14 protein-coding genes are annotated in these 14,578 nt (G+C 42.4%); 13 read left to right on the top strand and 1 reads right to left on the bottom strand.

The genetic code is table 11. From position 1 onward, the window contains the following. Positions 1–207: 207 nt before the first annotated feature. On the top strand, positions 208–939 hold the full coding sequence (locus EKM98_RS07925; protein ID WP_125981912.1) for an SDR family oxidoreductase: 732 nt from the start codon (positions 208–210) through the stop codon (positions 937–939). Between the two features lie 200 nt (positions 940–1,139). Here the strand turns inward: EKM98_RS07925 and EKM98_RS07920 are convergent, their stop codons facing one another. Continuing rightward, positions 1,140–1,949: an alpha/beta hydrolase gene (locus tag EKM98_RS07920; RefSeq protein ID WP_125981910.1), complete on the bottom strand. Its 810-nt coding sequence runs from the start codon at positions 1,947–1,949 to the stop codon at positions 1,140–1,142. 154 nt (positions 1,950–2,103) lie between these two features. Between EKM98_RS07920 and EKM98_RS07915 the strand changes: the two genes are divergently transcribed. From EKM98_RS07915 to EKM98_RS07860, 12 genes are all read left to right on the top strand, one after another. Next, positions 2,104–2,991 carry an NAD(P)-dependent oxidoreductase gene (locus EKM98_RS07915; protein WP_125981908.1) on the top strand — a complete coding sequence of 296 codons (888 nt, stop codon included), beginning with the start codon at positions 2,104–2,106 and terminating at the stop codon, positions 2,989–2,991. Between the two features lie 23 nt (positions 2,992–3,014). Then, positions 3,015–3,593: a TetR/AcrR family transcriptional regulator gene (locus EKM98_RS07910; protein ID WP_125981907.1), complete on the top strand. Its 579-nt coding sequence runs from the start codon at positions 3,015–3,017 to the stop codon at positions 3,591–3,593. Positions 3,594–3,772: 179 nt separating this feature from the next. Further along, positions 3,773–5,323, top strand: coding sequence for an accessory Sec system glycosyltransferase Asp1 (gene asp1, locus EKM98_RS07905; protein WP_125981905.1), 1,551 nt, complete (start codon positions 3,773–3,775; stop codon positions 5,321–5,323). Then, positions 5,324–6,847, top strand: coding sequence for an accessory Sec system glycosyltransferase Asp1 (gene asp1 / locus EKM98_RS07900; RefSeq protein WP_125981903.1), 1,524 nt, complete (start codon positions 5,324–5,326; stop codon positions 6,845–6,847). It abuts the gene before it with no gap. Between the two features lie 283 nt (positions 6,848–7,130). Then, positions 7,131–7,793: a DUF190 domain-containing protein gene (locus EKM98_RS07895; protein WP_125981902.1), complete on the top strand. Its 663-nt coding sequence runs from the start codon at positions 7,131–7,133 to the stop codon at positions 7,791–7,793. Then, positions 7,786–8,154: a fluoride efflux transporter FluC gene (locus EKM98_RS07890; RefSeq protein ID WP_125981900.1), complete on the top strand. Its 369-nt coding sequence runs from the start codon at positions 7,786–7,788 to the stop codon at positions 8,152–8,154. Before EKM98_RS07895 ends, EKM98_RS07890 begins: the two co-directional genes overlap by 8 nt. A 145-nt stretch (positions 8,155–8,299) precedes the next feature. Then, on the top strand, positions 8,300–8,656 hold the full coding sequence (locus EKM98_RS07885) for a fluoride efflux transporter FluC (protein ID WP_125981899.1): 357 nt from the start codon (positions 8,300–8,302) through the stop codon (positions 8,654–8,656). Positions 8,657–9,488: 832 nt separating this feature from the next. After that, complete coding sequence (locus tag EKM98_RS07880; protein ID WP_125981897.1) at positions 9,489–11,399, top strand: heavy metal translocating P-type ATPase; 1,911 nt, start codon at positions 9,489–9,491, stop codon at positions 11,397–11,399. Between the two features lie 93 nt (positions 11,400–11,492). Continuing rightward, complete coding sequence (locus EKM98_RS07875; RefSeq protein WP_068225718.1) at positions 11,493–11,723, top strand: heavy-metal-associated domain-containing protein; 231 nt, start codon at positions 11,493–11,495, stop codon at positions 11,721–11,723. A gap of 15 nt (positions 11,724–11,738) precedes the next feature. Continuing rightward, the gene (locus EKM98_RS07870) at positions 11,739–12,290 is read left to right on the top strand and encodes a ferritin-like domain-containing protein (RefSeq protein ID WP_125981896.1); all 552 of its coding nucleotides are present in this window, start codon (positions 11,739–11,741) and stop codon (positions 12,288–12,290) included. A gap of 154 nt (positions 12,291–12,444) precedes the next feature. Beyond that, on the top strand, positions 12,445–13,116 hold the full coding sequence (locus EKM98_RS07865) for a response regulator transcription factor (protein WP_125981894.1): 672 nt from the start codon (positions 12,445–12,447) through the stop codon (positions 13,114–13,116). Continuing rightward, complete coding sequence (locus tag EKM98_RS07860; protein WP_125981892.1) at positions 13,113–14,483, top strand: HAMP domain-containing sensor histidine kinase; 1,371 nt, start codon at positions 13,113–13,115, stop codon at positions 14,481–14,483. The genes EKM98_RS07865 and EKM98_RS07860 overlap by 4 nt, the downstream gene beginning before the upstream one ends. The last annotated feature ends 95 nt before the right edge of the window (positions 14,484–14,578 follow it).

The raw sequence follows: 14,578 nt of genomic DNA, 5'->3' as shown, positions 1-14,578 counted from the left end.
TGAGCTCTTTTTCTGCACAAAAATCCTGTTAATAGTTTACCATTTGTAAACTATCAACAGGAAAAAGTATAGAGCCCCTTAATCTTTAGTTAATGAGAATGAGGTGGTCGTTGAGCCCTATTTTATACCACATTTTTTTGCAATAAAATAAATTGAATTTTAAACAGATCCGCAAGATAATTCTTAAATAATTTAGGAGGCATAAACATGGCAATTAAAGGAAAAGTTGTTGTAATTACTGGCGCATCCAGTGGTATTGGCGCGGCAACAACCCGGCGGTTAGCACAAGCAGGAGCCAAGTTGGTGATCGGCGCCCGGCGAAAGGATCGTCTGGAAGATTTGGTGACCTCTTTGGCACTGGCCGAAGTGGTTTACCAGGTAACTGATGTGACTGATAAGAAGCAAGTACAGTCTTTGGTTAATTTGGCTGTAGAAAAATTTGGCCGCGTGGATGTCTTGTTTAACAACGCTGGTTTAATGCCACTTTCTGAGTTAAGTGAGTTAAAAGTAAACGAGTGGGAACAAATGATTGATGTTAATATCAAGGGCGTACTGTATGGCATTGCTGCTGTTTTACCAATTATGGAAAAACAAGGTTCCGGCCACGTTATTACAACTGATTCGGTAGCTGGGCACGTTGTTCACCCTGGTACTGCTGTTTATTCCGGTACCAAGTGGGCGATTCAAGCAATTATGGATGGCTTACGGCAAGAGCAGGCTGGTAAAATTCGGACAACGATGATCTCACCGGGTGCAGTTAACACTGAACTTTACCGAACGATTACTAACGAAAAAAAGCGGCAGCAAATTAAAAGTGACGAGCAAACGTCTGGCATAGCAGCAGAAGATGTTGCTAACGCTGTGGCCTACGCGATTGACCAACCAAACAATGTTGGCATTAACGAAATTTTATTACGACCAATTACGCAACAACGTTAAGCAATAAGGCGCTAATGCTGTAAAAGTAAATTAACAAATTAAAGCGAAGTGCCGTGATTTCTAGGCACTTCGCTTTTTTGTTCTCAATAATCTTTAGAATTCTAACTGATAAAAATGATTAACTGCCAAAAGGGGCCTTAAGATTCTAATCAGCAGTTGAAAATAATTAGCACGTAGATAAATTCGTTTGTTTAGCGGATTTAATCTAAAATATCTGTCAACCACTCGATAGCAAGTTCAAACCAATGACCAACGTGGGGATTAACCGTCTCACTATCATTGCCCGTTTGTTGGTTGGCTAATGCAAGACCATGGGGACCGTGGCGGAAAAGGTGACTTTCAACTGAAACTTCGGCGGTCTTTAACGCCGCTACATAAGCGAGCGCATTAGCAGAAGGAACAACATTATCATCTAAGGTTGTCCAAACAAAAGTTGGGGCGTTGGTGGCAGTCACTTGTTCGTCAGCGGCGATGAAGTCAGGGTCGTCCGCCCATTTTTGAACGGTTGCGGCATCCTTTGGGAAACCGAGCTTAGGACTGACAACAGGATAACCCATGATTGCGGCGTTAATTTTTAATTCATCGGCGCCAAAACCAGTTGCCTTAGTTAACCAAGCACTATCCCAATAATCATTATAAAGCCCAACAATATGGCCACCAACTGAGAAGCCAGCAATGACAATCTTGTCAGAATCAAGCTGCCATTCGTCGGCGTTTTGGTGTAGTAGCTGCACGGCCTTAGCGAGTTCGATTAATGGTTGCGGCATTAGCGGTTGGGCCTCATCCATAAAGGAATAACGAAGGTAAAAGCTCTGGAAGCCTTGGTTGGCAAAAGCCACTGCCATTGTTTCGGTTTGTTCAACTGGAATGTGCGTATAGGCACCACCAGGAATGATGATAATTGCTGGTAATTTGGTCTGACCAGCGGCTGGATCAGGGGATTTTAATAACCCCTTTAAATAAGGGCCGGCCATTCCTTTATCCGTTAATGGTTTTTCAATAATCTGCATAAGCATCCTCCTTATCAAATTTGTATCTAATCAATTCTAGTATGGGCCATCTAAGAAGAGAAGCAAGCACTTTACATTGTAAAATTTTAAAGTTCACAAAACTTAGTTAGTGGACTAAGCTAGAAGGGAGCGCAACTGGAAAGAAGGCAAAAATATGGAAAAGATCGGTTTTGTGGGGACTGGCGTTATGGGCAGCGGCATCATTAACAACCTTTTGAAGGCAGGTTATCAGGTTGTTGTTTACAATCGGACAAAAGCACACGCAGCCGAGGTACTTGCGGCTGGCGCAACCTGGGCGGACACACCAAAGGCCGTCGCACAGTCAAGTGATGTGACTTTCACAATGGTTGGTTTTCCGGCCGACGTTGAGGCAGTCTATTATGGTGCTGCTGGTATCTTTGCCGGTGCTAAGGTTAATCAATTGTTAGTTGATATGACGACAAGTACGCCAACCTTAGCTAAAAAATTAGCGACAGATGGACAAGCACAACAGTTTCAAGTAGCAGATGCGCCTGTTTCTGGCGGTGATATTGGCGCCAAAAATGGCACTTTGACCGTTATGGTTGGTGCTACGAAAGTGGCCTATAAACAAATGCAGCCAATTCTGAAGGCTTTTAGTCAACGCGTTAATTTATTTGGTGGACCTGGTTTGGGTCAGCACGCCAAGATGGCCAATCAGATTATGATTGCCGGCACGATGACTGGCTTGACCGAAATGTTAGTTTACGCACAGGCTGCTGGGCTTAACCTAACCGATGTTTTGGCCACCTTACATGTTGGTGGTGCTGACAATTGGAGTATGAATACGTACGCACCGCGAATTTTACAGCATGATTATACGCCCGGCTTTTTTGCCAAACACTTCCTGAAGGATTTGCGAATTGCGCTGGATGAAGCTAAAAAGATGAAGTTAGATTTGCCAGCAACTAAAACGGCCGCGCAACTGTACGAGCAGTTGGTTGATCAAAAACAACTGGGCAATGATGGAACGCAGGCATTGATCAAACTCTGGTGGCCGGCTGGCGATCAGCCAACTAAATAACTAGGAGTAGTTTAGACTAAATTATGCGAATAAAAGACGATCAGAAACGCTTGGCTATTTTAAAAAGTGCAACCAATTTAATTGTTAAAAATGGATTGAGCAGCGTGACAACGGCCAAGGTTGCTAGGGCCGCTGGTCTTGTTCAGTCTAATTTGTATATTTATTTTTCTAGCAAAGAGGTTCTACTGGCAACTGTTTTTCAAACAACGCAGGAACAGCTTGCCGGTTATTTGCAGCAACAATTAGCGGATGTTGAAACGCCGGCAGAACAGCTTGAAATTTATATGCGGGCGCTTTATCAATATAGTATTGAACATCCAGAACAAGTTCAGTTATTGCAGCAATTTGCGGTTGATCCAATCTTACAAACACTGCCGGTGCCAATTCAACAGCGGCAAGCTGTTTTTAATGCGCCGAACGATTTTTTATCGGCCGGTATCAAAGCAGGTGTTTTTCGTAAAACGGCTGCGCCAATTCTGCAAACAATGATCAGTACAACTTTATTAACTTACGCCCGTGCAGTGACGGCCAAACAGTTAGATCCAGTCAAAGTACCATTGGAACAAATTTTAACGTTACTTAAGGCGGCCGTTTTAATTTAAAAGCGGCCTGAATTAATTAAATGGACTGTGCTTAAATAGGGACTTTCCGCCCACTGTTGCGCAACCGGCTTTGAGCGTATAATAAAACTAGGTGGGATTTAGGAGAATGGCTATCCGCCGAAAATAGGATTTTGCGGACACGCAAAATAGACCTTAGAAGATTGAGGAGGACTGACTAAATGTATTATTTTTTAAATGATAATATGCAAGCCCAAAAATCTGGTATTGAGCACGCCGAAATTAAGCGGTTAATGCTTTTTAATAAAAATAATGTCGCCGCAAAAATTGTCACGCGTTCATTTGCGCTGGATCTTCATCAGGTACTGGCACAAGCGAATATTAGTACTGCAAATTTTATTAACTTATTTGATTTTTTTAATAACACTGAACAAGTGGATTATCAGCAGGTTACCGTGAATGATTTAAAGCTGCCAGATGATTGTTCGTTGCAAAAAGATGGTCATGATTACGTTGTTACGCAACAGGACAAACGCTTGATGATTATCACAACGCGTGAACCAGAATTTACTGATCTTAAAAATATTCAGTATCTAGAACCTAATGGTAAAACTGTAAAAATGGTTTGGTACGATACGCGGGGCTTCATCAGTTTGGAGCAATATTTTGATTGGGACGGTAAGATTGCTAACGAACAATACCTTGGTCTCGATGGTGTGGCCCACATTCAAAAGTTGCATTTGCTAGATCGGCAGGGAAATGAACAAAATTCGTGGCGCGTTTTAAATTATCACGGCCAAGACTATTCTTTCAACGGGATGGCTGAGTTAACACGCTTTTTCTACGATGAGCTGAATCAAAGTGATGGCGGGCACAATGTTTTCATTTGTGATCGAACGGTTGAGTTAGCTTGGTCGTTGTTCCACATGGAAACGAAGGCCTTCAAAGTATTACACTTGCATAACGACCACGTTAATGATCCTAGCGATATGCAGCACTCAACTTTGAATTCCAATTACGAACATGCCCTTAATAATTTGGGCCAGTGGAATGCGGTTATTTCAGCAACGCCACAGCAAACAACTGATATGGTGGCGCGCTTTGGTAAAAAAGTTCCTGAATTTACGATCCCAGTTGGTTTTGTCGCCAATGAAACGCTGAACGAGCCCCACGTCGATTGGCAAACGCGCACCCCTCAAAAATTGGTTGAAGTTGCTCGCCTAGCACCAGAAAAACAGCAAGATCAAGCCATTAAGGCGTTCGAAAAAGTTCATCAGCATTATCCTAAAGCAACCCTGGAATTCTGGGGCTACAGTAACGGTGATACTGAAGAAAAGCTACGCCAACAAGTGACTGAGGCTGGCTTGACGGATAGTGTTAAATTTATGGGTTATTCAGAAAATGTTAGTGAGATCTATAATAGTGCACAAATTGGGTTACTACCAAGTCGGGCGGAAGGTTTCTCACTGATGTTATTGGAAGCCCAGGCGCACGGGCTGCCGTTGATTGCCAACGATATTAAGTATGGCCCCGCTGATATTATTCAGGATCAGAAAACGGGGATTCTAACTAAAAATGATGATATTGACGGTTTGGCCGAAGCCATTCTCGATTTATTAAGTAATCCGGCAAAATTGATGAACTTTAGTGAGGCCGCCTACGATAATAGTCGGCGTTATTCAGAAGATGCAGTTATGGCTCAGTGGCAACTTTTAATTACTGAGGCTGATCGTTTTTACCAGCAGCAACAAACTGTCGCGGAGGTTGATTAAATGTATTACTTTCTAAATCAATATATTTTTGAACGCAACTCAGGTGTGGAACACGCCGAAATTAAGCGGGTTCAGCTATTTGATGCTAAAAGTGTTCCGGCAAAAATTGTTACGCGGGATTTTGATCGTTCGCAACACCGAACAATTAAGCAATTTGGGTTAACTGACGATGATTTGGTTAATATGTTCGACTATTTTCAGAATGCTGAGTTCATTGATGAAGCCGACTATAAAACGTTACACATTCAAGACCTACATTTGCCAGTTGATTATCAAATTGAACCAGGTGCTAATGTGAGCCACGTTCGTAGTGGTGATCATTTAGTGGAAGACGTTTGGTTTACGCCAGGAACGATTGGCCAATTGTATTACGTTAACTTTTTTGATGCTTCTGGAAATTTAAGTCAAACTGATTTATATGATTGGCGTGGCTTCAAATCTGCGGAACAACTCTACGGGCAAGATGGCCAATTAATGGCGGAAAACTTGTATACACCAACTGGTAAGCGTGTAATGGAGCGCTATTACGTTAAGGATACGCAGGGCAATCCACTGAACACGTTGATTAAGCTCATTACTGATCAAGACGTAGCGCACTATTTTACTAGTGTTGAAGATCTATTTACCTTCTTCTTAGATAGACTAAATCGGCAAACTGAGGAAACTAACACCTTTATCGCTGATCGACCAGGAGTTGCCAATCAGCCTTTACTGGCGATGACAACTAAGGCGCGCAAGTACGTCTTCTTTCCAATTGCCCACGCAACTGAACCAGAAGATCAGCTGAATGCGCCATTAGACGGCTATTATCAAGTTCCGTTAAGCATGCAAGGCTTGGCGAAATTGGACGGCCTAATTACGATGACTAACCGGCAGCGTGGTGATTTGGAAATGCGCTTAAAACAGCCGCAAATGCCAATTATGACAATTTCCGGTGGTGTTATTCCGGCTGAACAGGCTGCAAAGGCACCAATTATGATGGCCAAACGAACATCACACAAGCTCTTATTTGTTGGACGCTTGGGCTCAGAAAAGCGGGTTGATCAGCTTATTCGAGCGTTTAATTTAGTGCATAACGGTATGCCAGACGCAACGCTGGAACTACGGGGTTATGGCCCTAGTGAAACAATTGATGAGCTTAACGCTTTGATTAAGGAGCTTAATCTAACTGACGCGGTTAGCATTCCGGGCTACACGGCGGACTTAAACGATATTTATGATAGCGCCCAAGTCTTTGTCATTGCCAGTCGGATTGATGCCCAGCCTTTAGCCATGATCGAAGCCTTGAGCCATGGCTTACCAATTGTTAGTTATGATTTCAATTATGGACCCAATGAAATTATTGAAGATGGCGAAAATGGCTTCTTAATTGAAAACGGGAATATGTTTAGTATGGCCAATAGTATTATTGAGTTATTTAAGGATCCAAATAAATTACAGAAATTCAGTGAACAGGCCTATAGCAGCAGTTCACGCTTTTCTGAAGACACTGTTTGGCAGCAGTGGCAACAAATTGTGCAGTAGTACAGGTTTTTGATGCACACTAAAATAATGATCGGAAATAGGAACCGCGATAAAAAGTAATTTTGTCGTGGGTTCCTATTTTTTTAATTTTCTATTTTCAGAAAACCAAATAACGAGTAGACTAATAGCAATTAGGAATGGTGCTTAACTGGCGGGCCCAACTACTGTAAGAAATGACCGGCAACAATCATTTTTAGTTATCAATATTTTTTGTTGTCTAATCAATATGCATTAGGAAAGTAAGTTTTTACATAAATACAAAAAATAAAGGAGGCCTGAACAGATGGCGACAGGCTATTTATTACGGATTGTTTTTAATGAATTAGAGATGGATAGTGGGCACCATACGTTGGCCCACCGCGTGCTACGTTACTTATGGGCGCAGCATATTTCAGGAGTCACCATGCGCAAGGCTATGACTGGAATTGATCAACAGAATAACCGCCATGAAAGTATTCTGGAGGACGAACCGTTTAATGATTTGCCACTCATTATTGAATCAGTCTTACCAGCGGAAACCTATCAGGCAGTTGTACCAGGTGTTAATCGGATTATTGCAAACAAGGGACAAATTAGTGCGGCTAGTGGTCAGATTGGGAGTGAAATGATGCAAACTGAGGGACAACATTACGTTGTAAAATTATTTACTAAAGCCGATAATCAGTGGTTTAGAAAAGATCACTACGAAGATGTGCTTGATTTGTTGCAGAAACACCATGTCGGCTGGGCAACCGTTACGCGGGGGATTGCCGGTTACGGCAAGGATCATGAAATCCACCGACCAAAAGTTTTTTCGTTTAGTCATAACGAACCAATTGTTGTCGAGGCGATTGTTGCTCAGGTTGACTTACAGCCACTATTAACGGCTATGGCTCCTTTGGCTACGGATGGTGTCTTGTTTACAACGGCAGTAGATTTAGTTAATGGCGGTGATGTGAATGGATAGTTTAGCGGTTGCTTTTTTCGCCTTTCTCGGTGGTGATCTGCGCTTTTTCCTAAGCTCAATCATCCCTAACCAGCATTTTCCAATTGCAACGGTATTAATTAATTTAACTGGCAGTTTTTTGCTGGCCTTTATCACAACTTACATTACGGAACGTTGGCCTTTGCCCCATTGGCTTGTCGTTGGTATGAGTACGGGATTTGTTGGTGCATTTACGACCTTTTCCGGTTTTAGTTTGGAAGAATTAACGTTATTAACGCGGCACCAATTGGGTCTAGGCTTAATTTATTTACTGACTTCATTAATCGGTGGTTTCTTATTGGCCAGTTTTGGAATGTCACTGGGACGAAAGCTTTTAAATTAGCACGTATCGAAAAGATACTTCGGCGTACTTTGCTGCCAATTTTAATTAACGGTTTTTGATCAATTTAGGGCAAACGCATTTGCAAAAAGTATTCAGTTCACGCGGCACAATTCTTTTGCCGTCATTAAAAAAGGGGGAAGCGAAAATGGCATTTATGTTGGTTGGTTTAGGTGCGGCAATTGGAGCGGTAATCCGCTTTACAATCAGTAATTGGGTCAAACGAGTTGCAAATATTCGCTTCCCAATCGCAACATTTGGAATTAATTTAGTTGGCAGCTTCTTAATCGGATTATTAAGCCTTAATCCGGCCACTTCAATTAATCACCTACTATTTAGTACTGGTGTTTTAGGTGGGCTCACCACTTTTTCAACTTTGATGAACGAGCTAGTCATCTTCCAACGAAGGGAACAGTGGTATTCATTGCTGCAGTACTTAATATTGTCTACTGCGTTAGGTGTTGGGCTAGCCTACTTAGGTGTTTGGGTTGCTGGTTGGCTGTAGGTGAGTTCTTGACTAGTGCATCGTCAACCATAAAACTGTGGTTCCTATTCAATTGTGTACTAACTAAACAATTAAATTAATCAATAATCAGAGTTCAACCACTGCCAAGGTGGAATGGAGGCGCTGGCGTATCACTGTTACTCGTTCTCAACAACACTTTCTAGCAAGTATCAGTTGCTAGTTCCTATTCGCTAAACAAAACTCGCTTCCCGTTGTCGATTGAACTAAGGCAAAGACCGCCAAGTTCAAGTCGCACCCGTGTCGAAGGTACTTGATGACCGAATTGTGGTCATTTAGTACCTTGCGTGATTGACAAGATCCATTTTCTTTTCCGGTGGGTTTAATCGGAAAGAAAATAAGCTTGTCAACGCGCCACTGTCGCTCATTCTTAACAACTAATTTTAGCAAGTATTAATTACTAGAACATATTCGCTAAACAGGACTTGTTTCCCGTTGTCGATTGGACTAAGCCGAAATCCGGCAAGTCCAAGTCGCACGCGTTCCATACGCCAGCGCCGGAATGGAACCTAACCAAATCTGCCCACGTGGAATTCAGTAGCCAAGCGGCCTAAGCATTATTTTTAGTAACGATATATTAAATATGAGCGCTACATCCCACTAGCCGTGTTTGGCAAATACCTTTACTAATATTCACCTGACTAATTTAGTGGAAACCTGTTTGACCTTACTAGCTAGGCATTGTTGTGCTCAAATTAACCGCTTTTAAATTATTTTGGTCAAAACTTGATGGTGATCAAGTTAAACTGAACAAAACCTCACTATACTAAAGTCATTCAATCGATAAGGGTATTTTATTAAAGGAGTGACTAAGATGAAGTTTGAACGTTTTATTCAGAAGAACACGAACAATATTACGATTGCAACGGCGATTTTAATTGCCATTGGTTTTATTGCAAGTTGGCTAGGGTTGCACACATTGTATACGGTGGCGTTTATTATCGCTTCGATTATAGCGGCGGTGCCAATTATCATTCGCGCGTATGAATCTTTGCGCGTTAAGACGATCAGCATTGAACTACTAGTCAGTATTGCGGTAGTCGGTGCTTTCATCATTCAAGAGTACAATGAGTCAGCAATTGTTACCTTTCTTTTCTTGTTTGGTGGCTTTCTAGAAGAGAAAACTTTGGCCAGAACGCGCCAATCAATTAAATCGTTGACTGAAATGGCCCCAACCACCGCCTTAGTTGTTCAGGATGATGGGACAACGGTTGAGACGGACGTTGATGATGTTGACGAAGGTGATGTCGTCTTGGTTAAAACTGGCGCGCAAGTCCCAGTTGATGGCGATATTGTTGATGGTGCTGGCTATTTAAATGAGGCCAGTGTTACTGGTGAGTCAAAGCTAGTGACTAAACGGGAAAAGGATGCCGTTTTCTCTGGAACAATTCTCGATAATGGAACCTTACAGATTCGGGCCACTAAAGTTGGTGATGACACCACTTTTGCCAAAATTATTGAGTTAGTTGAGGACGCCCAGGACACCAAATCCCACGCTGAGAAATTTATTGATCGGTTTGCCACTTACTACACACCTGCAGTTATTATAATTGCTTTAATCGTTGGTCTGATTTCCCGGGATTTTCGTTTGGCAATCACGGTTCTGGTTCTAGGTTGCCCAGGTGCTTTGGTTATCGGTGCGCCAGTTTCTAACGTTGCTGGGATCGGTAATGGTGCCAAGAATGGTGTTTTGATTAAAGGTGGCGAGGTTGTGGATACCTTCGCTAAAGTGGATACATTAGTCTTTGATAAAACGGGAACCTTGACTAAGGGAACAACTGAAGTTTCTGCGGTCAAGAACTACGCGGCCGATGCCAAGCTGGTGTCCGCGCTCGTCGCCAAAATTGAGAGTCTTTCTGATCATCCGTTAGGTAAGGCAATCACTGATTACGCAACTAATAAACAAATCGATTTTGATAATTTGGCCGTCACTAATAGCACGACAGTCAAGGGACAAGGGGTTAGCGCCACAGTTTCTGATCACCAGTTGTTAGTCGGCAATCAAAAAATGATGACCGCTAATCAGGTTGAATTAACCACCTCACAGTTGGCTGATTTACACCAATTACAATCTGAAGGCAGCTCGACAGTGATTGTGGCAGTCGATCAGGTCATTCAGCAGATTATCGGTGTCTCGGATGTTGTCCGGGACAATGTGCGGCCAGCTTTGGCGCAGTTAAAGCAAATGGGGATTAAACATTTGGTTATGCTGACCGGGGACAATCAGATTACTGCTAATTACGTTGCCGAGCAATTAGGAATTGATGAAGTTCACGCCAATTTATTGCCTGAGGATAAAGTGAAATTTGTTAAACAGTTTAAGGCTGCGGGCCGAACAGTTGCTTTCATCGGTGATGGGATCAATGATAGTCCTTCAATTGCAACTGCCGATATTGGTATTGCCATGGGCGGTGGCACGGATGTCGCCGTTGAAACGTCCGATATTGTGTTAATGCGTTCCAGCTTTGCCGAACTAGTGCACGCGTATGGCTTGGCCAAAAAGACAGTTTTAAATACTCGCGAGAACATCATCATTGCCATTGGGACCGTTGTTTTCTTACTCATTGGCTTGATCTTCGGTTACATTTACATGGCTAGTGGGATGTTTGTTCATGAAGCCAGTATCTTAGTCGTTATTTTTAATGCAATGCGCTTGATTCAGTACCGACCGCGCAGCTCTAAGCAACAAACAGCTACCAAACAATCAGAAGTATCCCACGCCTAATTAAAAACAAAAAATTGATTTCAATCAATTTTTTTATAAAGCAGGCGTTCTATACTAAAGATAATCAAATAAAAAAGAAATGAGGTTTTCACTATGGCAAAAGCAATTATGCAATTAGATGGTTTAACTTGCCCGTCATGTATGCAAAAAATTGAAGGGGCATTAAAGAAACAAACTGGTGTTGAGAACGTTAAAGTTTTATTTAACGCTAGTAAAGTAAAAACGGATTTTGATGAAAGTCAAACAACGGCCGAAGATTTGGCTGCAGTCGTAAATCGCCTAGGCTATGAAGTGCAAAGCCTCAAGGTTAAACAACCTAAATAACTGGAGGAAACAACAATGGCAGAACTAACAATCGATGAAAAATTTGAACAGGAATTAAAGCAAGCAGATATTGATCACCACACACCAACTGCTGGTGCCATGACGGGCCATATTTTGTCCAATTTGGTTATTCAGGCTAGTAAATTACAGCAGGCTGCGTGGTACGTTAAAGGGCCTGAACGTTTTTCATTGGTCCCTAAGTTCACTGAATTATTGGCCCAAAGCCAACAGTTAAGTAGTGAATTGGGTCACCTTTTGTTAGACGAAGGGGAAGTACCACCATCCACAACTGCTGATTATCAAAAGTACAGTATGCTAGAAGAATCCGGCAAGAATAAATATTTCACAGCAACGGCCATTGTCGACGCTACTGTCCATGACTACGATACGGAAAATTTATTTATCGATCGCGCAATTAAATTGGCTGAAAAAGAAGAACGACCAGCATTGGCCGCCTTTCTAGTCAAATTGCGTGGCATTAATAATCATAATATCCGTGACCTTCAATTCTATCTTGGTAACGGCGCACGAACTGGCCTGGATGAAGAAGACGATGACGACGATTAAATATCCGCGCTAATTAGTCAGATAGATACCAGCAAAAGTATTTTCTAAACACTTTTTAAGGAGTTGTGCCAACTTATGGCGCAACTCTTTTTTTGTCCGCTTGACTTACTTTTTGGTTACGCTTTTAATTAACGTAACGAGTGGGGGGACATTTATGCAGCAAATTTTAATTGCGGACGACAATACCGATTTGCGACGTTTAGTGCGTAATCAGCTAGCGGCAGCGGGCTTTGACACAATTGAGGCCAGCGATGGTCAACAGGCGGTTACGTTAGCCGAGCAGCATGATGTTGTTCTGGTAATTTTAGATATCATGATGCCTAAGTTGGATGGCGTTGCGGCCTGCGGGGCGATTAAACGCGCGAAAGATTTGCCGGTGATTATGTTGACGGCTAAAAGTGATATTTTTGATAAGCAAAAGGGTTTTGCGGCTGGCTGTGATGATTATTTAACCAAGCCATTTGATGAGCGGGAATTGTTATTTCGGGTTCAGGCTTTATTGCGGCGCTACCATAATTTATTGGCCAATGTGATTGAGATTGGCAAAATCCGTTTAAACCGGCAACAATATTCTTTAGAAGTGGCTGGGGAAGAGCTCTATTTGCCATTGAAAGAATTCGAGTTGTTATACCAATTGGCGGCGCGACCACAACAAATATTTCCCCGGGAGACCTTGATTCAACACATCTGGGGCACTGATTATGATGGGAGTGATCGAACGGTGGATGTGCACATCAAACGCCTCCGTAGTCATTTACCAGCCAATAGTGGCATTGAGATTAAAACAATGCGGGGCGTTGGCTATAGCTTGGAGGTTACGGTATGAAAGCTTCGTTGTACCGCAAAAGTGTCCTAGTGATCGTGATCATTGTTGCCAGCAGCCTCTTCATCGCTTTTTTAGGCGCGAATCACTATTATCACCAGCGATTACAACCGGCCAATGATAATAAAATGACGGCAATTACTAAGAAGATTGGCCGTTTTTACCAACAGTTGCCAGCCAAACAGCGGCAAACGTATTTACAAACCATTGCCAAAAGTGGTTACCAGATTGCCGTAATTGACCGTAATGGCAAAACTGATTTTTACGGGCGTCAATTCCGGCAGAAAAATTTCCCGGGAAATAAACGGCAAACCATTTTTGCCGGGCATACGTACCACGGAATTCGGGCCTTTCGTAAAGGAATCTTGGTTACGGGCTTTTTTGACAGTGATATTACGGATACGATTGGTGTTCGCTTGAATCGACGCCAGGCACTATTATTGCGAACTGACCCAGACGTTCAATTTGGTGAATTACGGGTTTATTTCACGGTCTTGAGTGTCTTGGCAGTCATTTTGGCCTTAGTGTTGCTTTTTATTGCATTGCGGATGCTGGTTCGGCCAATTTTGCGGTTAACTAAGGCAACGGAAAAAATTGCGGCGGGCGATTACCAAAAGCCAGAAATTAAAGTACCTTCTCGGGATGAGCTTGGTCGGCTAATTGTGGCATTTAAAAAAATGGCCGCCGCACTAGCTCAGGTAGAAGCATCGCGGAATCAGTTTGTTGCTGACGTTTCACACGACCTTCAGTCGCCGTTAACCGCGTTAAATGGTTACGCTAAGGAATTACAGCAATCTGATTTACCAGCGGCCACGCGGGCAGAGTACCTCCAAATCATTCAACAGGAAACGGAGCGTTTATCCTCATTAACCAAACAATTGCTTTTACTGGCTTCAGTTAGTCAGGAACAAGTTTTAACGCAAAAAAAATCAATTCAAGTGGCGGAACAGTTGCGCCAAGTAATTCAAACATTTTTATTTCAATTAGACGAAAAGGACTTACTAGTGAGCACACATTTAGTTGAGTTCGCTATATTAGGCAACGCCGATCTTTTATTTCAGGTTTGGCAAAATTTGTTAACCAACGCTATTCGTTACGCGCCAGTAGGCAGTACTATTTCAATTACGCAACAAGTAAAAGCAGAAACACTGCAAGTTGAAATAAGTAATCAAGGAGCACAAATTCCACCAGATATTCAGGCGCATTTATTTGATCGTTTCTACCGAGCCGATCAAACGCGCGGGACAACTCATAGCGGATTGGGTCTGGCGATCGCCCAGGAAATTGTCACAATACATGGCGGCCATATTTCCGTTAAATCAATGCCTGAGGTAACCACTTTTTGCGTTTCGTTACCTTTAAAGCGGTAAGTTCAATTAAAATACGCTTTGTAATCACTTGTTCATATTCAGTTCATACTTCCTCTTTATAGTAACCTTATCAAAACAAAAAGAGGAGTAGAGGC

Origin of the sequence: Loigolactobacillus iwatensis (assembly GCF_003950295.1) — a bacterium.
Classification (GTDB): domain Bacteria; phylum Bacillota; class Bacilli; order Lactobacillales; family Lactobacillaceae; genus Loigolactobacillus; species Loigolactobacillus iwatensis.
Note: the sequence above shows the minus strand (reverse complement) of the source record. Positions and strands in the feature narration are given on the sequence as shown.

Excerpts from the sequence above, each read along its gene's own strand:
- EKM98_RS07925 (WP_125981912.1), top strand. The coding sequence starts at position 208 with ATGGCAATTAAAGGAAAAGTTGTTGTAATTACTGGCGCATCCAGTGGT.
- EKM98_RS07920 (WP_125981910.1), bottom strand. The coding sequence starts at position 1,949 with ATGCAGATTATTGAAAAACCATTAACGGATAAAGGAATGGCCGGCCCT.
- EKM98_RS07915 (WP_125981908.1), top strand. The coding sequence starts at position 2,104 with ATGGAAAAGATCGGTTTTGTGGGGACTGGCGTTATGGGCAGCGGCATC.
- EKM98_RS07910 (WP_125981907.1), top strand. The coding sequence starts at position 3,015 with ATGCGAATAAAAGACGATCAGAAACGCTTGGCTATTTTAAAAAGTGCA.
- asp1 (WP_125981905.1), top strand. The coding sequence starts at position 3,773 with ATGTATTATTTTTTAAATGATAATATGCAAGCCCAAAAATCTGGTATT.
- asp1 (WP_125981903.1), top strand. The coding sequence starts at position 5,324 with ATGTATTACTTTCTAAATCAATATATTTTTGAACGCAACTCAGGTGTG.
- EKM98_RS07895 (WP_125981902.1), top strand. The coding sequence starts at position 7,131 with ATGGCGACAGGCTATTTATTACGGATTGTTTTTAATGAATTAGAGATG.
- EKM98_RS07890 (WP_125981900.1), top strand. The coding sequence starts at position 7,786 with ATGGATAGTTTAGCGGTTGCTTTTTTCGCCTTTCTCGGTGGTGATCTG.
- EKM98_RS07885 (WP_125981899.1), top strand. The coding sequence starts at position 8,300 with ATGGCATTTATGTTGGTTGGTTTAGGTGCGGCAATTGGAGCGGTAATC.
- EKM98_RS07880 (WP_125981897.1), top strand. The coding sequence starts at position 9,489 with ATGAAGTTTGAACGTTTTATTCAGAAGAACACGAACAATATTACGATT.
- EKM98_RS07875 (WP_068225718.1), top strand. The coding sequence starts at position 11,493 with ATGGCAAAAGCAATTATGCAATTAGATGGTTTAACTTGCCCGTCATGT.
- EKM98_RS07870 (WP_125981896.1), top strand. The coding sequence starts at position 11,739 with ATGGCAGAACTAACAATCGATGAAAAATTTGAACAGGAATTAAAGCAA.
- EKM98_RS07865 (WP_125981894.1), top strand. The coding sequence starts at position 12,445 with ATGCAGCAAATTTTAATTGCGGACGACAATACCGATTTGCGACGTTTA.
- EKM98_RS07860 (WP_125981892.1), top strand. The coding sequence starts at position 13,113 with ATGAAAGCTTCGTTGTACCGCAAAAGTGTCCTAGTGATCGTGATCATT.